Genomic DNA, 21845 nt, shown 5'->3' with positions numbered 1-21845 from the left:
TATGAACAAGTAATTCAAATAAATTAATCCATTTAATTAATATAAGAATACTTGTTCAATATATTATTAAGCTGACCCTTTTAGCTTTTCTCCCACAGTTCTTTGCCTGCCAGATCCAATTCCAGCGAGCAGCAGCAATCCAATGATACCTATTAATAATAGTAACGGGATACTCCAGCTGTTTGCGATATCGTGTAGGGCACCAATAAGAACTGGTCCCGTCGCTGCTAACAGGTAACCAAATGATTGAGCCATTCCAGATAATTCTGCCGCTTGTTTTCCATCCGTTGTTCTTAATGTGAAGAACATCATGGACAAACTAAATGCACTACCAGAGGCTATACCAATTAGGATAGCACTGACAGGAACGATAGTTGGATGTCCGATTAACAATCCAAGTATGCCTGATGCATAAAAATAAGCGGTTACGATGCTTAAACTGATTTGATTTTTCAAGCGCTCTGCAATAATTGGGATAATAAAGGTGATTGGAATAACAGAGAATTGCATTAAGAAAACCATCCATCCTGCTGCACTTGAACTATAACCAATTGTTCGTAATATATCAGGGAGCCAGGTTATTAATGTATAGAATAGAAAAGATTGACATCCCATATATAGTGTAACCTTCCAAGCTAATCCAGATTTCCATAAATGATTTCCGTTTTTCTTTACAGCGATCGTATTAGTAGTCCCTTTTCTTTGAAGTAATTGCGGGACCCATACAAGTATGGCTAAAAATGAAATACATGCGAAGACTGCCAATGCGCCTGGCCAGCCAAAACCTTGAATTGCAGCAAGAGGGACACTTAATCCAGAGCCGAGCGCACCAAATATATTCATCGATACAGCATATACACCTGTCATCATTCCGATTTTTAAAGGGAAATTCATTTTGATAAATCCTGGTAGTAACACATTGCCAAATGCTATTGCAGTCCCTATTAAGATTGTTCCAATGAATAAAAAGCCAACATCTGCTAATGAACGGACAATAATTCCAGTGGTTAGAATAAGCATAGAAAGAAAAATCGTCCATTCCATTCCAAGCCGGTTCGCTAGTTTTGGTACAAATGGAGAAAGAAGTGCAAATGCGATTAGAGGCAGCGTGGTGATACTTCCTGCTATGGCATTGTTCAGTGCTAAATCATCTCGAATAAAAGGGATGAGTGATCCGACAGAAGTTAGTGGGGCTCTTAAATTGGATCCGATTAGAATAATTCCGAAGATAAGAAGCCATGTTCTACGTTTATTTTTTTGCTGATTTTCTAATGATAAATCTTTCGTATTCAATTTTTATCCTCCATTAGTTATAATTGCGGTATGGTGCTTTTATATAAATGATGTTATACTTAACGTTGCGATGAGCTGATTTGTGTAAGTCAAAGCACAATGCAATAGATGTGAATGTGAACACATCGTGCTTTGCCGCAAATTTCGTGAAGGCGCCTGTATTGTATACGGGCGCCTTTTATATTGCATAAGAAACTATAAAATTTGAATGCTGTGGATAACTTAGATACTGGAGTGGCCGCGTCCAGCTCTAGCGCCCAACGACTAGCGAGACTTCCCTCACCTCATGACACGATAAAGAAGACTTGGCGATTGGCTGTGCCAGAGGCTTAGTCGCACTTATACCCTGGCGGTGAAAGTCAACATCGACTCTAGGTAAAAGGATGGCCGATTAAAATCAGGCTACGCCTAACATCGGCATACCCCTAAAGGGGCATGTTTCCTTTATCTCCTACGGCTCAGTCCGTACGTCGCTAACCGGGCTCTTCCGCTTTTGTTCTATAGAAACCTGTTCAATTCTAATCTATTCATCATATCATGATTTTACAAGTAATAGATAAGTAAATTAGTGATAACCAATAAAAAAGGACAGCTATAGTTAGCCGTCCTTAAGAAAAAGGGAATCTATTAAGAAAGTCGAGGATCAGCAAGTAATCGTTCGATTTCTTCCTTATGGTGTGTTTCATCCGATATTAAATCCTCTAGCTTAACAACAAGCTCTGTTAACCCAAGGTCCTCTGCTTGTTTTTTTCGTTCTTCATAACGTTTAATTGTATCGGACTCAGCTTGAAGTGTTGCTTCAAGCATTGCTTTTACTTCTGTTGGTTGAGGTACATCAGCTGATTTGGTTGTTGGAGTGCCTCCAAGAGCCTTGATTTTTTCAGAAAGATAGAGTGCGTGTCCAAGCTCATCCGTAATTTCTGATTCGAAAAATGGTTTTAATGCTGATCGGTATAAGCCAGAAACAACAGATGCACTGTATGTGTACTGAATAGCAGCACCATACTCATGAGCTAAATCTTCATTCAAACCATCAATTAAATTTTGTAAATCCTTTTCCATTATTTATCTCCACCTTTTCAATAGTAAAACGTTAAGTATACTGATACAATACCCGCTCTAGTTTTGTTTAAACCTAAATCCCTGTATAATAACATTAAATTGAAATAAGAAGATAAAATGAAGGTGTGAAATAATGATGAAAAAAGATCGGACATTATTGTTGTTTCTATTAATCGCAGTACTTATAATAACGGGAGTTTGGGTTGTACAAATTGTAAATGGTTATGTACCCTATATTGACAGGTGGTCAAACCAATTCGTTGAAACCTTGCATAATTCCATTATTTATCAGCCATTCCGATTGGTTACAAATCTTGGATCAGAATCCTTTCTCGTACCATTCGTAGTTGTCATGACGATTGTGTTAAGTATTTTACTCAAAAAATGGTTTGTTGCTATCCTTTTTCCTGGTGGGATTTTACTGACACATCAATTGAATATACTTATTAAAAGTCTTATTGTAAGGGAGAGACCAAGCATATCGGTTGCAGCTAATGCAGAAGGATACAGTTTTCCGTCTGGACATGCTATGATCTCAATGGTTTGTTATGGCTTGATTGCTTATTTATTAGTTAAGAAAATGAAATCGCATGTCCTAATCTTTATTACGCAAACAATGTTTGTCACACTTATATTTTTGATTGGGATCAGCAGATATGTAATTCATGTCCATTATATAACCGATATTGTTGCTGGATTTGCGCTTGGATTTATCTGTTTAATTGGACTCATATATGTGTATGAAAGGATGGAGTCAGTCTTAAGTCGGAGCTAAAAGCATCCTCTAGATGGATTAAAGGGGGAACAACTAAGTTTATGATAGGAGTAGTAACTTGCTTATGGTCCGTGTTAAAAAAGAGGATGTGTAGAGCAATCTCCTATATACAGATTGACTCTGAGAGGATGACAGACAGATGAGAAATTTCTTTCGTTATTTCTTTGCGATTTTTTTAATCGTTATTGGCGTTATGCTTGTGATGGCTAATCTTGAAGTGATTGATTTCAATTTTAGTGTCGCATGGCATTATATTTATCCAATTTTCTTTGTTGTGATTGGTTTTATGAGCTTGATTCGTTATTTAGGAAGAAGAGGGGGAAGCTGGATTTTTGGATCCTTTTTCGCAATATTCGGTTCGTTGTTAATCATGGATCGGTTAGACTGGATGACATTTGCTTTTAAAGATGTTATTAATTTATGGCCATTGCTTATTGTATATATTGGATTTTCTCTAATTGGACGTAATCGGGTTACGATCAGTTATTCTTTTGATGACGACAAGAATCATGATTATGATTATGACACAGGATGGCATAAAAAGTATTTTGATAATTCGATGTTTTCGGTTGGGAGCCAAACCTTCGATGAGCAGAATTGGGTAGTAGAGCCAATGCATTTAAAACATATGGCCGGAGACTTTTATTTTAACTTTTCGAAAGCTTTTATTCCTGAAAAGAAAATTCCAATTACGATTGATTCGCTTGCAGCAGATGTGAATATTGTGGTACCTGAAAATATTGATTTTCGTATCCATGCGAGGGTGAAAGCTGGCGGTATACAAGTGCTGGATCAAGCTTCGGATGGTATAAATCGCACATTCGTCTATCAAACGAATAACTATGATGCTGCTGTCAAAAAGCTGGATTTTTATATCAATCTAAAAGCTGGTAACATTCGTATCGATCGTGTGTGAGGAGGGCTGTATGATGAAAAACAGGTTTTCAAGTATCCGCTATATTTTTATTCGTTCCCATTTGTACAGTATGTTTTTAACATCCATCTTACTTCTTACCATTTTGTTATCTATCTATGTCTTATTTGAGCCAGAATGGTTAACTGTTCAAAGCATTTTTCTATTTGCAATTTTGTATGCCTCTATTGCCTTTGTTATTTCGCTGTACACTGGGTTTAAAGAGGTAGGGAATATGTTGAAAACCAAGCTGGATGGCATATCCCTTCTCATTACGCAATTTTCAAACGGAAATTATGATTCTTCTATTCAGTTCCCAAAGTCAATGAAAGATGAAGATGAGATTACAAGAATTGCAAAGGATTTAAATGAGCTCGGTAATAAATTAAAGAATCAGGTAAAGTCATTGCAGCGAATGGCGGATGAGAAAGCAGATTTTGCTAAGTCAGCACATAAAGCAGCTGTTATAGAGGAAAGGCAGCGGATTGCTAGAGACCTTCATGATGCTGTTAGCCAACAGCTTTTTGCTTTAACAATGATTTCAGAAGCTTCGATTAAGCAATTTGATAAAAATCCGGCATTAGCGAAAAAGCAAATGAAGGAAGTTGCTACGGCGGCATTACAAGCACAGACAGAAATGCGAGCGCTTTTACTGCATTTACGACCTGTTCATTTATCAGGAGATTCATTGGCAACAGGAATACATAAATTAATTGAAGAATTAAAGCAAAAGAGCTCAATTCATTTCCATCTCAAGATAAATGAGGAGCTAGAACTAAGTGAAACGATAGAAGAGCATGTATTTCGGATTGTTCAAGAATCGTTATCAAATATTTTAAGACATGCAAACGCGAACAACGTACAGGTAGAGATTTTTAAAAAATCAAACGAATTATTTGTACACATTCAAGATGACGGTAAAGGTTTTGATGTAGTAAATGATAAAGAAAGAAAAACATCCTACGGGTTGAAAACGATGCGAGAGCGTAGTGAGGAGTTAGGCGGGACATTTGTTATTCGTTCTAATCCCGATGAAGGAACATATATTGATATTCGGATTCCTTGTAGCGGAAAATAAATCGGTTTATTTAGTGGGGGGAATGGAAATGGTTCGTGTTTTAGTTGTTGATGATCATGAAATTGTACGAAAAGGAATTATTGCTTATTTACAGACGGAAGATGATATTGAAGTTGTTGGTCAGGCATCGAGCGGGAATAAAGGGGCTGAACTTGTGCTTCAATTACGGCCAGATGTTGTTTTAATGGACTTAATTATGGATGATGGAACAGGAATTGAAGCGACAAAGCAAATAATGGGGGACTATCCAGAATGTAAAATTATTATTTTGACGAGCTATTATGATGACGAACAAATATTTCCGGCACTTGAAGCCGGGGCATTTAGTTATATATTAAAAACTTCCGCTGCACCTGAAATTGCTGCTGCTATCAAAAAAGCAGCCAACGGGGAAAATGTCATTGAGCCAAAAGTGGCTGGAAAAATGATGTCAAATTTCCGCGCTGAACAAAAAAAGCCCCATGATGAATTGACAGAACGTGAAATGGAAGTCTTACTCTGTATCGGAAATGGTATGACGAACCAAGAGATAAGTGATAAGCTCTACATCGGTATTAAGACGGTGAAAACGCATGTTAGCAACATTTTATCAAAATTGGATGTTAATGACCGGACGCAAGCAGCTGTTTATGTCCATCGTAATCAATTACTATAAGATTAGCTAAAAGCTGCTTAAGGTACTATGTTTAAGCAGCTTTTATTAAAATAAATATAAAAAAATTCACATTAATTCTCCAGAGCCGTTCTAATTCACCCTCTCATACTTCGTGAAATAGTATGTCCATACTAGCATAGACCATTAATTTACTAACAATATTATAATGAAAACAGGAGTTTTTCTTTCGTGATTGTTCAATAATTTGTCATATTAGATGAAACAACCAAAGCTGTTTTATTGTTTTTCACTACAGGCATTTGTATAATACAAATGTATAAAAAGAAGAGAGGAATACTCGAATATGCGGCAGATGACTAAGAAAGCTGAGAATTTATTGTTGTTCATTTGGGTACAAGCATTTGTAGCAACGACAGGTAGTTTGTTTTATTCAGAAATAATGGGATATGTTCCATGTGAAATGTGCTGGTACCAAAGAATTCTAATGTATCCATTAGTCATTATTTATGGGACTGCAGCAATTAAGAAGGATATTTCAATTGCGCTGCCAGGATTAATTTTGAGTGTAATCGGATTGCCAATTTCAATTTATCACTACATATTGCAAAAAGTGCCTGCAATGCATGAATTGGGGGGAGCATGTACTGGAGCAGTTCCGTGTAATGCTGTCTACGTCAATTACTTTGGCTTTATAACGATACCGTTTTTAGCTGGTGTAGCGTTTACGGTAATTATTGTTTTACATCTTATGCTTTTAAAGGAACAAAGGAGGAAATAAACGAATGGGAAAGAAAATGATAGCTATTATTGCGGTAATTGTTGTATTATTTATTGCTTTATTTTTCGTCCTCGATTATAAAAATAATCAAGCACTTAATAACAATGAGAATCCATATGGAACAGAGGATTTGGATCAAGCTACAATTGATCAGCTAGACGATCCATTATATCAAAATCAAATTCTTCCAGATGAGTTAAGTGAAACGATTCAGAATGGAGATCCTGTTACGGTTTACTTTTATAGCCCAACTTGTATTTATTGTCAAAACACAACACCATATCTTGCACCATTAGCTGAGAATATGGATGTCGATATGAAGAAATTCAATTTATTAGAGTTTGGACAAGAAGGCAATGCATATCGCATTGAATCAACCCCAACACTGATTCATTTTGAAGATGGACAAGAGGTTGCCAGGCTTGTTGGACAATATCCTGAAGAGGGTTACGAAACATTTTTTAATGAATATGTTGTGAACTAATATAAGAAGTAGTGGCTTCGTCAATGAAGCCACTACTTTTTTTGATATGATTGGACTATAAAATTTGAATTCTATCTACCGCTAAAAAGGGGAGTGAACACGCGAAAGAATCATTTAGCGTTGTGCTTCTGTTTTGTTAAAAAACGTATAAGAAAGAATTAATCCAATAAAATACAAACCAAGTGCAATATACGCAGGTAACAGATGTATAAAAGTCGTATAGCCAATTGCAAAGTGAATATAGATTCCTGCCCAAAATGCTGGCAAGCCTCCTATTAAATAGGTCCACCATACCCACCGATTGCCTTGTTGGAATCCCCATAATGAGAGCATCAATACGAGTAGACCAACACTTATTAAAGCACTGCTAAATCCAGCACGGTCATGTGCTAAAACAGGAAGCAAGTTCTTGTTAAACGTATTCATCATTTCAGCGGGCATGCAGATATAAGCCAAATCAGTTGGGACAAAGATGGTAGTCATTCCGATGGTGGAAATGATAATCCCTCCTAATACAAAAGAAAACCCTAATAATACAAAGGCTAATTGCCCGAATAATCCTCTTTTAAAGATGACATCATTTTTTCTGTTTTTAGAGGATGGCGTGCCAGTAACGCCTATGGTTTTCCTGTATCCATATATATAAACTGGAAGCAAAACAAGCCAAAAAATAAAATGAAGCCAGTCGAAATAACCGAATCCAATAAAAGCAAAAATACCCAGAAAGCCAATAATTGCAGCAATATCAATTGCCTGCTTTGCCCATTTTAATCCATGTTTCACTCCGTGTTTGGCTAACTGCATGTATACAATTCCACCAGATATCATGGTACCAGCTAGTGTCATACGATCATGTGCCATGAATAACATAATTCGCTCATTGAAGGTCATTATTGACTCGCGTTTCATTCCTAAAAACAGCTCATCATATGGTAGTACTACAGTTGTCATGCTAAATAGAAGTGCCAGCAGTCCTCCAATCATAATAAATAAACCAAATAGCCAATAGGCAAACCATCCGTGTAGTTGTGGAGGGCTGTAATCAAGGCGATCTATAAGTGCTTCGTTGATTCGCTTGGTTAATCCTGGGCCGGCAAATACATAGCCATCTGAAAGCATAATGAAATCAGCGCCAGCATCTAGCAGCTGTATTGCTTGTTCTGGTTCCTTGATCCCGCCTGAAGTTATAATGGTGCCTTTATAGCCGTTATTTCTTAGCTTCTTCACTTTTTCAAGCAAACGAATATCTTTTTCCGTGTGTTCCAACACAATACCAGCAAAAGGACTATCTATAAGACTCTCACTTGGTGGAACGGTTGAGAAGAATATTGGCTTATTCGTTTCTTGAATTAATACCGGAAACGAAGATTCGATAATATAACCATCAGCAAATTGTTCAAGCCGCTTTACCATAAAGCTTAGTTCTTCATATGTCCCACTTAGTCTAACAAATAGAGGTTGCTTCTTTTTTACGTTATGTAAATGATCGATTGTTTTTTCAATTCCAACGGATTCTACCTTAGCGGGAAATTGAATCGCTTCTGCCTTTCTATCAACTATTGGAGTCGTGAAATGGGTTGTTTGCTTCGCTGTCACAGGTCCAATTTCTAGAAAACCAAAGCCTAAGTTGGTAAAAGCATGTGTTCCAGAAAGAAAAGGATCGATTTTTCCAGATAACCCAACTGAGTTATGAAATGTTAATCCATGGTTATTTTTTTGGATGAGTGGAGAATTTTCTTCCCTTCCCAGGAAATGAATCACTTGTGGGCCAATCTGGAATGGAAGTGTAGCAATGAAACTCATTCCACGATGTATAAGTTCTCTTGAGACATTAGGCGGTAATATGTTCAATAGGGGACGAAAAATACCATGATAAGACCAGTCTGGCATGGTATCACTCCTTCCAGCTGTCTTTTCTCTCATTGTAGCATGGATGAGTTTGCAAAAGGAAGAAAGCTAGTGTTTGCCAATAGGTTATGGAAAAATAAAGTGTTCTATAGTAGAATTGCATTTTCAAATGAACAGGAGGTTGATATTTTTGAGGTAAAACGTAATAATTAATATGATTTTATACTCTAAATCGTATGCTGTTCCGTGTTGCCAAATTTATATAAGGTAAGGTGATTACCATTAAAAATATAAGAAGTGCCCTTTTCATGCTTCTAGGACTTATATCCTTTGGTATTGGTGTTGCTGGTACGGTATTACCAGTCTTACCAGGTGGACCGTTTTTTCTATTCTCCGCGTTTTGTTTTGGGAAAAGCTCGAAGCGTATTGAAAACTGGTTTAAGAGTACCATGTTTTATGAAAAATACGTTGTTCGAATCAAAGAAAACCGTGGCATGACCAAAAAAGAAAAAGTTCGAATAAACTTGATTGCTGACGCTTTTATTCTTTTTTCGATATTTTATGTGGATATTCTGTTCGTGAGGATAGTTTTGGTTATACTCATGTTCTATAAGCACTATTATTTCATAAAGAAAATAAAGACGATAACACCAGAGGAAGCAAAAATTAATGTAAGCAAATAAACTATCTTTGCGTAATCTGCTTATGGTAATGAATTACCTTGAAAAAATGCCCGAGGGATAATTTTCGAGCATTATTTCAAGTGTTTGATTCTAGTCCTCTTCCTCTGTATACATATTGCAAATCGTTAGAAACGGCCGTTCGAGAAAATTTGCTGGCTTTTTAGAACTTTGGTTTTTATGAGCTTCTTTAAATTGCTCCGATTCCTTCCAGTTTTCGAAGTCCTTGGCAGATTCCCATTGTGTGAATACAACATACGTATTGCTTTTAGTCGGCCTCAGTAAGCGAAAGGCTTGGAATCCGGGCATTCCTTCAACCGAATTAGTCCGGTTCTTGAATCGATATTCAAAACCGGGTTTACTTTCATCGGAAACAGGTATGTTGTTCATTACCACAAATCCTTCTTCCAGAATGTCTCCGGTTTGCATTAAAATTTCATATTCTCTTCCCGATTGGAATAGTTTCTTTTCATGATTCTCATAGTAAGCAATCCCGCCCTCACTATTATGCATAAGATGAAGGTTGATTTCTGGATTTTTTTTACGTAGCTTCAATAGGAACTCAACTGTTCCATTGGTCATATACGCCTTCATATAATAACCCCCTTTATCTTTTATAATATCATATTAACCATATTACCCTCTATTGACAACGATTACACAAATCCTATATTAAAATTATTATTAAATAATAGGGAGTATATTCTTTAGATTCGGCGAAAAATGTCGTATAATAAATAATGTAATTGTGTAGAGGTGAACATATGCGAAAAAAGGTAAAAAAAGAGAAGCGACGTTTAACAATTCGGCGTAGATTTAAAGTGATTTTATTTATGATCGTTTGTATGATCGTCATGGGACTTCTTGGATATGGTGCTGCTTTATTTGGTGGAAAGCTAATCGTTGATCAGGCAGGTATGGTATTAGATGAAACGACTATCATTGAAACACAGGATGGGGAAGTAATTGGAACGTTATACAATGAAAATCGAATTTATACCCCTATTGATCAAACGCCTGAGCACCTGCAGCAAGCTTATGTTGCAATTGAAGATAGACGTTTTTATGACCATTCTGGAATAGATATCAAATCAATTATTCGTGCAACTTACAAAGACATTATTGCAATGAGTAAGGTTGAGGGAGCAAGTACGATTACACAGCAGCTAGCGAAAAATTTATTTTTATATAATGATAAAACATGGTCACGAAAAATAAAGGAAGCAATGGCAGCTGTTTATTTAGAAAAAGAATTAACGAAGGATCAAATCCTAGAGTTATATATGAATGAAATTTATTTTGGTCATGGTTTATATGGAGTAGAAGTAGCTTCACAGTATTTCTTCTCGAAGTCGGTTGGTGATTTGACAATTGCAGAAAGTGCGACGCTTGCTGGGCTTGCTAAAGCCCCGAATGGATATTCACCGATTAACCATCCAGACAAAGCACTTAATAGAAGAAATGTTGTTTTACAGGCGATGGAAAATGCTGGATACATTACTGCTGAAACAAGGCTTGCAGAACAAGAAAAAACATTAGGCCTGGAAATACAGGAAAAAGAGGCCAAGTCTTGGACTGACAGCTATATTGACCTTGTGATGAAAGAAGCGGCAAGTGAGCATCAGCTTTCAGTTGAAGCGTTAAAGCGTGGTGGATATCGAATTATCGTTAATATGGATAGTACGATTCAAAAAATTGCCTATGATGAGTTTCAAAACGATGCATTTTTTCCGGGAAACACGGATGGAGTGGAAGGCGCCTTTGTGATGATGGAAGGTAAGACTGGAAATGTTGTTTCTGCTATTGGTGGTAGAAATTATCAGGTTGGTGATTTAAATCGTGCAGTAGTAAAGCGCCAGCCGGGCTCAACCTTCAAACCGGTTGCAGTATATGGGCCAGCACTCATGCAGGAGGAAAAATATACACCTTTTACACTTTTACCGGATCAACAAACAGATAAATATATGGTGTCGAATGTGGATGGAACGTACGCAAATGCAGTTACAATTTATGAAGCATTAATGAGTTCCAAAAACACATCGACCGTATGGCTGCTTGACCAAATTGGCATTGACTATGCGAAAGATTATCTAGAACAATTAGGAATGCCGATTGAGGATGAAGGATTAGCGATTGCGCTTGGTGGGTTAGCTGAAGGAGTTACACCGCTACAACTTGCCACCGGTTATCGTTCATTTTCTGCAGAAGGAAATGTCGTGGAAGCAACAACGATTAATCGCATTTTTGATCGAAATAATGAAATACTATACGAAGAGGAAGCTGTATCTACACCGGTTTTTAGTCCGCAAGTAGCATGGCATATGACGGAGATGCTAACGGAGACCGTTAATAATGGGACAGCAGCTGCTGGTGACTATACAAAAGCATTAGCTGGAAAAACAGGTACAACCCAACATCCCCATGTTGAGGGACAAGTCAAGGATGCTTGGTTTGTTGGATATACACCAGAATATGTAACTGCTACATGGATTGGGTATGATAAGTCAGATAAGGATCATTACTTAACTGGTGGAAGTTCTTATCCAACGAGATTAACGAAATCGATATTGACTGAGGTTGATCAGCAAACTGGTGGTGCACTCACAGCGGAATTTACAAAACCAGATGCTGTGAGTGAATTACCTAAGCCAATCAAGCTCCCGCAAATTACAAACCTTCGTGCAGAATATCAATTTGGTGGCTTTTCATTGGTACAGGGAAAGTTAAGCTGGGAAGGGTCAGATGATGAGCGTGTGCATTATAGAATCTATCAAGAGAAGCCTGGCATTGATAAACGCATTGATGAAGTGCAAGGAGAAACAGCATATACCATTAATCATGCACTATTTCGCGGAAATACGTATTATGTTGTAGCGTACGACCCCTTAACTAAATTGGAAGGTGGCAGATCGGAAGTTGTGAAAATGAATTGGTAAATAAATTAGACAAATTGATGACAATCAGCCACCGTTACTATACAGTAGGGCATGTAATCGCTATAGTTAGGTATGGAGATAGTATAGAGGAAACGCACAGTATGTTAAAAGGGTGAAAATTTATGTCAAAACGAATCAATGATACGATTTTAAAAGCTTACAAAGGGGAAGATACGGATTATACACCAGCTTGGTTTATGAGACAGGCAGGACGTTCCCAACCAGAGTATCGGGAGCTGAAAGAGAAATATTCGTTATTTGAAATTACACATCAGCCGGAATTATGTGCTTATGTAACAAGGCTTCCTGTTGAAAATTATGGGGTTGATGCCGCGATCTTATACAAGGATATTATGACCCCGCTGCCAGCAATTGGTGTCGATGTTGAAATTAAGGCTGGGATTGGACCAGTTATTGACAATCCAATCAGGAATCTGGCTGACATTGAGAAGCTTGGTGAATTAAATCCAGAAGCAGATATTCCTTACGTGCTTGATACCATTCGTATCTTAACAGAGGAACAGCTTGATGTACCTCTGATTGGGTTCAGTGGTGCACCGTTTACACTTGCAAGCTATATGATAGAAGGTGGCCCATCAAAAAATTACAGCAAAACAAAAAGCTTGATGTACCGTGAGCCAGAAGCTTGGTTTGCTTTAATGGAAAAGCTCGCAGATATGATTATTACGTATGTGGATGCACAAGTAAAAGCTGGAGTAAAAGCAGTTCAAATTTTTGATTCATGGGTAGGTTCATTAAATGCTGCGGATTATCGTGTATTTATTAAGCCAGTAATGACAAGAATATTTTCAGAGCTAAAAAAGCATAACGTACCATTGATTACTTTTGGTGTTGGTGCGCGTCACTTATTGTTAGAGTGGAATGATCTTCCTGTTGACGTTATTGGTCTTGATTGGCGCACATCCATTGCCGAAGCACGTAAAATGGGTGTAACGAAGGTTGTGCAAGGAAACTTGGATCCAACCATTTTGCTGACGGACTGGGAAACAATTGAGAGACGAACGAAGGCAATTCTAGACGAAGGAATGCAGCATGGAAAGCACGTGTTTAATCTTGGACACGGTGTTACACCTGATATAAAACCAGAAACATTGAAAAAGTTAACAGCGCTTATTCATTCTTATACACATAAATAGATACAAGAGGTTGTTCAAAAAGTCCGGTGAAAATGACGCATCGAGAGCAGTAGACCTTCGACTAAGTACCGACACGTCCTGTGTCGAAAGTCGAAGTCACCACATCAGGCGAGAAGCTCGTTGGCTGCTTTTGCGCTACTCCTTGGAAAAGAAAATCACTTTTCCTGCGTGCAAGTGCGTCTGCTCAAAGCCACACCGTCTCGAACTTCGACACACAGGACGTTGCGAGCTTAGCCGTCCACGGACCTTTTCATCCTCCTTTTGAACTCACACTTTAAATTTTCACAAAGAGGTGCAATAAAAATGGAAAAGAAAAAAATGGGATTATTAGTAATGGCATATGGTACACCAACGAAAGAAGAAGAAATTGAACCGTATTACACACATATTCGCCATGGAAGAAAGCCAGATCCTGAAGCGCTTCAGGATCTGAAAGATCGCTACAAGGCAATTGGCGGAACTTCTCCATTAGCAAAGATTACCGAAGAACAAGCATATGCAATTGAAAAGGGATTAAATGAATCGCAAAATGAATATGAGTTTAAAGCGTATATTGGATTAAAGCATATTTCCCCTTTTATAGAAGACGCAGTACAAGAGATGGCAAAGGATGGGATCAAGGAGGCTGTTTCTATTGTACTGGCTCCACACTATTCAACGTTTAGCGTGAAATCTTATAATGATCGTGCAGCGAATGAAGCAGAAAAGCATGGTATTTCCATTGAAGCTGTTGAAAGCTGGTATAAAGAGCCTGGATTTATCCAGTTCTGGGTGGATGGAGTTAAAAAGATTTACAATGAAATGACTGAGACAGAACGTGAAAAAGCGGTGCTCATCGTATCTGCACATAGCTTGCCAGAGAAGATTTTACAAAATGGTGATCCATACCCTGAGCAGTTGCAAGAAACAGCGGATTTAATTGTTGAAGGTGCTGGGATTAAAAATTATGCAGTAGGCTGGCAAAGTGAAGGAAATACGCCAGATCCTTGGTTAGGACCTGATGTTCAGGATCTTACACGAAATCTATATAATCAGGAAGGCTACCAAGCTTTTGTCTATGCGCCAGTTGGGTTTATCGCAGATCATTTGGAAGTATTATACGACAATGATTATGAATGTAAAGTAGTGTGTGATGAATTAGGTGTATCCTATTATCGTCCAGACATGCCGAATGTTCATCCTGACTTCATTGATTCACTAGTAAAAGTAGTATTAAGCAAAGTAAAGAGTGAAGTGTGATGGAACGTAAGAAGATTGTGATTGTAGGTGGCGGTATAACTGGTTTATCCGCCGCTTACTATTTGCAAAAACAAATTCGTGAAAACCAATTAGCTGTTGATGTAAAATTGGTTGAAGCCACTGAACGTCTTGGAGGTCGAATCCATACAATTAAAAGGGATGGTTTTACGATCGAACGCGGTCCAGATTCTTTGTTAGCAAGAAAACCAGAAGCAATGAATCTTGTACAAGAACTAGGTCTGGAAGACGAGATTGTTTACAATGGTACAGGACAATCCTATATTTTAGTGAAAAATAAATTACATAAAATGTCTAAAGGTGCTTTTATGGGAGTGCCAAAAGAAATAAAGCCTTTGCTCGCATCCAATGTGTTTTCACGTAAAGGCAAGCTAAGAGCGCTTTGGGATATGGTACTACCAAAAAGCAAGGAAACAGGTGATCAATCGGTTGGTGCATTAATGCGTCGTCGCTTTGGAGACGAGCTTGTTGATTATCAGATTGATCCGCTGCTTTCAGGAATTCATTCTGGTGATATTGATCAAATGAGCTTACAAGCGACATATCCGATGTTTCATCGATTGGAGCAGGAACATGGCAGCTTAATCAAAGGTTTACAAAAAACAATGCCAAAGCCAGCAAAAAAAGCAAAAGAGAAAAAATCGCAAGGAATGTTTTTTTCTTTTGAAAATGGACTCGAGACATTAATCGATCGACTTGAAGGAAAATTAACTGATGGAACGGTACGTACGCAGACTGCTGTTGATCATATAGAGAAGAAGGAACATGGCTACCATTTGTTATTAAGCAATGGAGAAGTGTATCGAGCAGATGCGATTATTATGACTGCGCCACATAATAAAGTTCCAAAGATGCTTTCACAATATGATTTCCTTAAAAACTTATATGATATTCCAGCAACATCAACTGCAAATGTTGTTCTTGCGTTCGATCAGTCACAAATAAAAAAAGATATCGATGGTACTGGTTTTCTTGTTAGTCGGAGTGAAAAATATCGAATCACGGCTTGTACGTGGACCCATCGCAAATGGCCAAATACAACTCCGGAAGGGAAAGCTTTATTCCGATGCTATGTTGGAAAACCCGATGATCAAGATATTGTCAATTTATCAGATGAAGAAATTACAGACATCGTTTTACGTGATTTGAATAAAACGATGAAAATAAAAGCAAGGCCCGAATTCAGCATTATTACACGCTTTAAACATGCAAGGCCACAATATCATGTCGGACATATAGAGCTTGTGGCAGATATCCGTGCAAATGCAGCAAGTGAATTGCCTGGTTTATTTTTAACAGGAAGCTCTTATGATGGCGTCGGAATCCCAGATTGCATTGGACATGGACGCAAGAGTGCTGAAGAGGTACTCGGATTTTTAAATAAATAATGGTATGTAAGCTCTAGACGATTGTTGATCTGGAGCTTATTTATTTGCTTAGGAAAATGCACCCCTTGGGAAAAGCTGATAATTACTGTGAAAAGGCTGATATTTGGGTGAAAAATGCTGATGTTCACACTAAATTAGCTGATATATAAGAGAATTTGGCTGTTATTCGACATTACAGGTGAGAATCGAGCAATTTAATCCGGGGAAACACAAAAAAGTAGATGGTCTGCAATTAGTTGGATCATCTACTCAAACGATTCTATTTTCCGTTTTACCTTGTAACGAAGAACGGTTTTAAGCTTGGATGCTTCAACTTTTCGAAAATCGGATAGGTAAATTTCTTTATGTGTTAAAGACATTCTCTCAAGCTGATTGCTAGCTATAAATTCATCCATCTTCTGAAATGTTTTTGGTTCATCATCATATGGTCCGACGTGAAGCATTTGTACAGACAAACCCTCTTCCATTGAATCGAAAGTCACGTCATCTAGCAAAGGATGTGCTTTCTTCTTTCGTACATATTCAAATGCTCTCTCCACTACTTCTTCAGTTACAAATGTAGGTTGTTTAATCATAATGGTGTATAGCAATTCATCCTTATCCAGGGTATCTAGTTGTCTGCCTTTCTCCGTCAAATCCCATATTCCTTCTAATGGATAGACCGTATACTCAAAATATCCTTCAGGAGTATGTCCTTGTTTTGGCATCATCCGCACAGCATATGCTAACGAATAAAGGACATTTATTCTATTGGAAAATTCCTCGTCATTCGGATTCCCATTTCCCTGAATCATAAAATAATGCTGTTCTGGAACGGTGACTAATTCGGGTTGTTGTTTCGGTATATATAAATTCTTTTCTTTTTTTCTCCACTCATATTTCATTTATTATCATCCTTTATTAATGGCTGAATTTTTACCTTCTAAATTATAAAAGGGATGAGACTGAGACAAAAGTATTTTTATGAAATAAAAACCGAACATGATTGGTGCAAATAACTCGATCCGGAAATATAATTCGCGCATCCAAAGGCGGATGGTGAGCCCCTTGTGCTATTGCACTACGGTGTCTCACCTATGCCTTACCTCCCGCTGGAGTCTACGTATATTTCCTCGCTAAGCTTATGCATCGTTCGTTTTTAACATTAAACACTTTTGTTATGTCCCAGTCCCATCCTTAATCGTTAAGGTAGCGTTATTTCATTGTTTAACTCTTATTTTGCTTCCTGCAGGTCGCAAACATCATTCGTAGGTTTTCTCCAATTCATCAACGAGTGATCCTACATAGTTAACGGCAACGTGAATAGCATCAGGATTTGACATATCAACACCAGCTTGTTTAATTAGTTCGAGTGGCTTTTTTGTTCCACCGGCTCTTAATACATCTAACCAACTGTCAATAGCAGGTTTACCTTCCGTTTTAATTTTTTCTGCTACTGCCGTGGAAACAGTTAAACCAGCTGAATAGGTGTATGGATAAAGCCCCATATAATAATGTGGTTGGCGCATCCAAGTTAAGCCAGCACCTTCATCAAATACAACCTCTTTACCCCAGAAGGCTTCGAGTGTTTCTTTCTTCTCCTTGCAAAGTACATTTGCTGTAAGCGGAACACCTTGCTCAGCTAACGTATAAACACGGCGTTGATATTCTCCCTCTAGCAGATGTGTAACAAAGTTATGATAATATGTTCCTAGCAATTGGGTAATCACCCAACGTTTCATCCGCTTGTCGTCATTGTTTTTCATCAAATGTTCTGCTAATAGCAGCTCATTTAAAGTGGATGGTGCTTCAATGAAATAAGTAGATGGACGTGTATTGACAAGGGATTGATTCTTTCCAGCGAGATAAAAATGACCTGCATGACCAAGCTCATGTGCTAATACGAAAGCGCCTCGCATTGTATCTGTCCATGTAATTAAGATATATGGATGAACACCATATGGACTGGAACAAAATGCTCCATTTGCTTTACCGGCATTATCGGATCGATCAATCCAGCGATTAGAAATTCCCTCTTTCATAATCGCTGTGTATTCAGGTCCCATTACCTGCAATGCTTCAATAATCGTTGCCGCTGCATCTTCATAGGTTGTTTTTGGGTTAAATTCTGGGTCAAGCGGCGCTTTTAGATCGCAGTACTGCATTTCATCAAGCTTGAGCTTTTCTTTTTTTAATTTAGCAAACCGGCGCATATGTGGTGCCAGTTCCTGTTGAATTACATCTAATTGGTTATGATACATTTCTTCAGTTACTTGCTGTGGTGCTAACAGCATATCCGTTACAGACTTGTAGCCACGAAGTTTAGCCATCGTAACCTGTTTTGTCACTTCTGTTGCATAGGTGGCAGCAAACGTATTCTTATATTGATCTAATGTTTTCGTAAAAGACTTGTATGCTGCTCGACGCGTATTCGTATCAGCTGTAAATTCATAACGATCTTCATAAAGAGCTGCAGACATAGGTAACTCGACATTATCCTCATTCTTAATCGGGTCGAATTGCATATCAGCAGCTTTGCTGCGCTGATAAATCATATATGGCGCATTATGTACTTCGCTTAGTGCAGCTAGTGTCTCTTCTATCTCTGGAGCAAGGGTATAAGGCTTTGCTTCCATTAAATCATCTAGCATTTTTTTATAGGTTGTCAGTTCAGACTGTTCCCTAAGAAATTGATTAATCGTAGCATCCGAAAGCGTCAATAATTCGGATTGAAAAAAAGCTAGTTTTGCTTGAATAGAAGCAGTTGCAGCTGCTACTTTCGCGGAGTCTCGCTGGTTATCGGGATCTGATCCATCTGCACTTGAACGAAGCATTGCATAAACCGAAACACGCGTAAGTTTTTGCTGGAATGCTTCCAATGCCTGCAAAGCTTGTAATAACGTATTGGAATCAGAGCCTAACTTGCCTTTATAGGCTGTAATTTCTGTAACGTCTTTTTGTAATTTCGCAAGCTCCTCATTCCAAGCGGTATGAGAAGGGAATAAGTCTTTTAAATCCCATTTCTGTTCTTCCGGTATGTCCGAACGATTTTTAGTTATTGTATGAATTGCCATTATTAATCTCCTTTACTAAATGTTTCGTATCTCTAAATAAATTATAATATAAATTGATAGCTATTAATAGAACCTTCTAAAATATTTTGAGTATTTTCTGTGCTTACAAAAAAAATACAGCTATAATAATAGCTGTAAGAAAAAGAATATTGTTGTAGTACAGATGATTTAAACTGATTTATTTAGGTTATACACATTAACAAAATTATTGACGTATTGCAGTTATCTTGCTGGGTGATCACACTCATCACAGATATTACCATAGCAGTCAGCTTTCTCGTGAATCATATCTTCACCGCATTGCTTGCACTTCTTTTTAGGCAGGTTTCTGAAAAACTCAACAATACTAGTCATGTGTATCCTCCTTTAATGTTAACGTATTTGATGTTAGATTCATTGTAATATAACAATATGTTATTTGTCAATGCTGTGTTACAACAAATTTTATAACAGGAGTGTTTTTTTATGAAATTAACGGTTATTGGTTGCTGGGGTGGGTACCCAGCAAGGGATGGTGCAACCTCATCTTATTTACTTGAAAAAGAGGGTTTTTCACTGTTGATCGATGTTGGGAGTGGGGCAATGTCGAAATTACAAAAATACAAAGCAGTTGCCGATCTCGACGCGGTTATCATTTCGCATTATCATCATGATCATATTGCTGATGTTGGTGTGCTTCAGTATGCAAAGTTAATTGAATACTACGTTAAAGGTGCAAATAAACGCTTGCCGATTTATGGGCATACAGCAGATCAAGCTAGCTTTCAAGCTTTAACACATGACTATACAAAAGGTATGCCATACAATCCAAAAGAAGAACTGAAACTTGGACCCTTTACGATTCAGTTTTTTGAAACGGTTCACCCAGTTACATGTTACGGTATGCGAATAACTGACGGTGAAAATGTTATTGTCTATACAGCAGACACAAGCTATAAATCAGAATGGAAGGATTTTGCACAAGGCGCGGATCTATTGATTGTTGATTGTAATTATTATGCTGGACAAGACGGGACAAAAGCAGGGCATATGAATAGTGAGGAAGGTGCAAAAATTGCGAAGGCTGCAGGAGTAGACACCTTAATGCTTAGTCACTTACCGCAATATGGCGATATTCACCAATTAGTGATAGAAGCGAAAAACCATTATAAGGGAAATGTACGGTTAGCAGAAGAAGGAACAATCTGGAAAGGCTAATTGTGATAAGCAATATCCATTGATTACTTGGGTCCTTTGGCTTAAAATTAATGGTAGAGGTAATGAAGGAGGTAACGATAAATGAAATTTATTGATAATAAAGGAATTACAGATCCAATGGTTAACTTGGCTATTGAAGAATATGTCCTTGAGAATTTTGGTGAAAAGGATACATACCTATTATTCTATGTGAATAAACCGTCTATTATTATTGGAAGAAATCAAAATACGATTGAAGAAATCAATACGGACTACGTCGATGATAAAGAAATTAAAGTTGTACGTCGTCTTTCAGGTGGGGGAGCTGTTTACCACGATGAACAAAATCTTAACTTCAGCTTTATAACAAAAGATGATGGCAACAGCTTTCAAAATTTTGCTAAATTTACAAAACCAATGGTTGATGCGCTGAATAAACTAGGTGTTCCAGCAGAAATGCAAGGGCGGAACGATTTAGCAGTAGAGGGTCGTAAAATTTCCGGTAATGCGATGTTTTCGACAAAGGGACGTATGTTCAGTCATGGGACCTTAATGCTGGACTCTGAGCTGGAAGAACTCACAAAAGCATTGAAAGTTAAAAAGATAAAAATTGAATCAAAAGGAATTAAATCTATTCGAAGTCGAGTCGCGAATGTTGCAGAGTATCTTGACGAGCCGATTACGATGGGTCAATTCAAAGAAATCATCTTGAAAAATGTTTTTGATGTAGAGGATATAAAAGATGTCCCACAGTATGTATTGACAGAAGAAGATTGGGAGAAGATTCACGAAATCTCTAAAAACCGTTATCAGCAATGGGAATGGAACTATGGGAAGTCTCCGGCATTTAATGTTCAGGAAACGTATAAGTTTGATGCAGGTCTTGTAGATGTCCGGTTAGATGTTAAAAAAGGAATCATTGAAAATTGTAAGATTTATGGTGATTTCTTTGGAGTCGGAAGTGTGACAGAGCTTGAAGATAAGCTAAAAGGTATTCGTCATGAACGAAGAGCGATTGAAGCTGCATTAGAAGATTTCAATGTATCGCACTACCTCGGCAGAATTTCCAAAGAAGATTTTATTAATTTACTCTATTAATTAAAAAACATAAAAAATCCTCCCCGTTGATTGAAAGTATGGGGTGGATTTTTTAATTTTTAATGTCAGGCCACTATAAAAAATGAAAGCTGTGGATAACGTAGCTGCCTAAACAGCCACATCCAACTTCAGCACCCGGCGCTCCGTGCTTTTGTTATATCCCAAGTTAATTTTTCTCAATATTTGGTTTTTCACTACCATTATTTACACAAATATGGTAAATTAGTCCTTGAGCCACTTTCTTTTTATTTTT

The 21845-nt window shown here is 37.7% G+C and carries 20 protein-coding genes; 13 read left to right on the top strand and 7 right to left on the bottom strand.

The window, feature by feature from the left end; translation table 11 throughout:
- Positions 1-66: 66 nt before the first annotated feature.
- Together NST46_RS20480 and NST46_RS20475 are read right to left on the bottom strand one after the other, a co-directional pair.
- A complete protein-coding gene (locus NST46_RS20480; RefSeq protein ID WP_341137685.1) occupies positions 67-1293 on the bottom strand; it encodes a CynX/NimT family MFS transporter in 1227 nt (408 codons plus the stop codon).
- 627 nt (positions 1294-1920) lie between these two features.
- Positions 1921-2355, bottom strand: a complete 435-nt coding sequence (locus tag NST46_RS20475) for a ferritin-like domain-containing protein (protein WP_118888713.1) — start codon at positions 2353-2355, stop codon at positions 1921-1923.
- 136 nt (positions 2356-2491) lie between these two features.
- Between NST46_RS20475 and NST46_RS20470 the strand changes: the two genes are divergently transcribed.
- The 6 genes from NST46_RS20470 to NST46_RS20445 all read left to right on the top strand — a co-directional run bounded on the left by NST46_RS20470 (position 2492) and on the right by NST46_RS20445 (position 6999).
- A complete protein-coding gene (locus tag NST46_RS20470; protein ID WP_341137684.1) occupies positions 2492-3130 on the top strand; it encodes a phosphatase PAP2 family protein in 639 nt (212 codons plus the stop codon).
- A 139-nt stretch (positions 3131-3269) separates the two neighbouring features.
- Complete coding sequence (gene liaF / locus NST46_RS20465) at positions 3270-4046, top strand: cell wall-active antibiotics response protein LiaF (protein ID WP_095309625.1); 777 nt, start codon at positions 3270-3272, stop codon at positions 4044-4046.
- Positions 4047-4059: 13 nt separating this feature from the next.
- Complete coding sequence (locus NST46_RS20460) at positions 4060-5121, top strand: sensor histidine kinase (RefSeq protein ID WP_251661647.1); 1062 nt, start codon at positions 4060-4062, stop codon at positions 5119-5121.
- Positions 5122-5149: 28 nt separating this feature from the next.
- Positions 5150-5776 carry a response regulator transcription factor gene (locus NST46_RS20455; RefSeq protein WP_095309636.1) on the top strand — a complete coding sequence of 209 codons (627 nt, stop codon included), beginning with the start codon at positions 5150-5152 and terminating at the stop codon, positions 5774-5776.
- 304 nt (positions 5777-6080) lie between these two features.
- Complete coding sequence (locus NST46_RS20450; protein WP_341137683.1) at positions 6081-6515, top strand: disulfide oxidoreductase; 435 nt, start codon at positions 6081-6083, stop codon at positions 6513-6515.
- A 4-nt stretch (positions 6516-6519) separates the two neighbouring features.
- Positions 6520-6999, top strand: coding sequence for a thioredoxin family protein (locus tag NST46_RS20445; RefSeq protein ID WP_095309618.1), 480 nt, complete (start codon positions 6520-6522; stop codon positions 6997-6999).
- Between the two features lie 114 nt (positions 7000-7113).
- Here NST46_RS20445 and NST46_RS20440 read toward each other — a convergent pair whose 3' ends face one another.
- The gene (locus NST46_RS20440) at positions 7114-8889 is read right to left on the bottom strand and encodes a dihydroorotate dehydrogenase (RefSeq protein WP_341137682.1); all 1776 of its coding nucleotides are present in this window, start codon (positions 8887-8889) and stop codon (positions 7114-7116) included.
- A gap of 266 nt (positions 8890-9155) precedes the next feature.
- Between NST46_RS20440 and NST46_RS20435 the strand changes: the two genes are divergently transcribed.
- Positions 9156-9530: a YbaN family protein gene (locus NST46_RS20435; protein WP_240033726.1), complete on the top strand. Its 375-nt coding sequence runs from the start codon at positions 9156-9158 to the stop codon at positions 9528-9530.
- Positions 9531-9620: 90 nt separating this feature from the next.
- On the opposite strand, the gene NST46_RS20430 is transcribed toward NST46_RS20435, so the two are convergent.
- Complete coding sequence (locus NST46_RS20430; RefSeq protein WP_251661653.1) at positions 9621-10121, bottom strand: antibiotic biosynthesis monooxygenase family protein; 501 nt, start codon at positions 10119-10121, stop codon at positions 9621-9623.
- Positions 10122-10291: 170 nt separating this feature from the next.
- Here NST46_RS20430 and NST46_RS20425 point away from each other — a divergent pair, with 170 nt between their 5' ends.
- From NST46_RS20425 to hemY, 4 genes are all read left to right on the top strand, one after another.
- Complete coding sequence (locus NST46_RS20425) at positions 10292-12463, top strand: transglycosylase domain-containing protein (protein WP_341137681.1); 2172 nt, start codon at positions 10292-10294, stop codon at positions 12461-12463.
- A 122-nt stretch (positions 12464-12585) separates the two neighbouring features.
- Entirely contained in the window at positions 12586-13620 is a 1035-nt protein-coding gene (gene hemE / locus NST46_RS20420; protein ID WP_118888723.1) for a uroporphyrinogen decarboxylase, read from the top strand.
- 303 nt (positions 13621-13923) lie between these two features.
- A complete protein-coding gene (gene hemH / locus NST46_RS20415; RefSeq protein ID WP_303448019.1) occupies positions 13924-14859 on the top strand; it encodes a ferrochelatase in 936 nt (311 codons plus the stop codon).
- Positions 14859-16265, top strand: a complete 1407-nt coding sequence (gene hemY / locus NST46_RS20410) for a protoporphyrinogen oxidase (protein WP_341137680.1) — start codon at positions 14859-14861, stop codon at positions 16263-16265. The genes hemH and hemY overlap by 1 nt, the downstream gene beginning before the upstream one ends.
- A gap of 245 nt (positions 16266-16510) precedes the next feature.
- On the opposite strand, the gene NST46_RS20405 is transcribed toward hemY, so the two are convergent.
- The 3 genes from NST46_RS20405 to yhfH form a co-directional block, all read right to left on the bottom strand.
- Positions 16511-17149 carry a GyrI-like domain-containing protein gene (locus tag NST46_RS20405; protein ID WP_341137679.1) on the bottom strand — a complete coding sequence of 213 codons (639 nt, stop codon included), beginning with the start codon at positions 17147-17149 and terminating at the stop codon, positions 16511-16513.
- A 357-nt stretch (positions 17150-17506) separates the two neighbouring features.
- Positions 17507-19318, bottom strand: a complete 1812-nt coding sequence (gene pepF / locus NST46_RS20400) for an oligoendopeptidase F (RefSeq protein WP_341137678.1) — start codon at positions 19316-19318, stop codon at positions 17507-17509.
- A gap of 222 nt (positions 19319-19540) precedes the next feature.
- Positions 19541-19672: a protein YhfH gene (yhfH, locus tag NST46_RS20395; RefSeq protein WP_095309598.1), complete on the bottom strand. Its 132-nt coding sequence runs from the start codon at positions 19670-19672 to the stop codon at positions 19541-19543.
- 111 nt (positions 19673-19783) lie between these two features.
- Here yhfH and NST46_RS20390 point away from each other — a divergent pair, with 111 nt between their 5' ends.
- Positions 19784-20515, top strand: coding sequence for an MBL fold metallo-hydrolase (locus tag NST46_RS20390; RefSeq protein ID WP_341137677.1), 732 nt, complete (start codon positions 19784-19786; stop codon positions 20513-20515).
- 81 nt (positions 20516-20596) lie between these two features.
- Complete coding sequence (locus NST46_RS20385) at positions 20597-21592, top strand: lipoate--protein ligase (RefSeq protein WP_095309594.1); 996 nt, start codon at positions 20597-20599, stop codon at positions 21590-21592.
- Positions 21593-21845 lie beyond the last annotated feature (253 nt).

The organism is Oceanobacillus sp. FSL W7-1309 (assembly GCF_038002145.1).
Lineage (GTDB): Bacteria > Bacillota > Bacilli > Bacillales > Amphibacillaceae > Oceanobacillus > Oceanobacillus profundus.
This window is presented reverse-complemented; position numbering and strand designations above follow the sequence as displayed.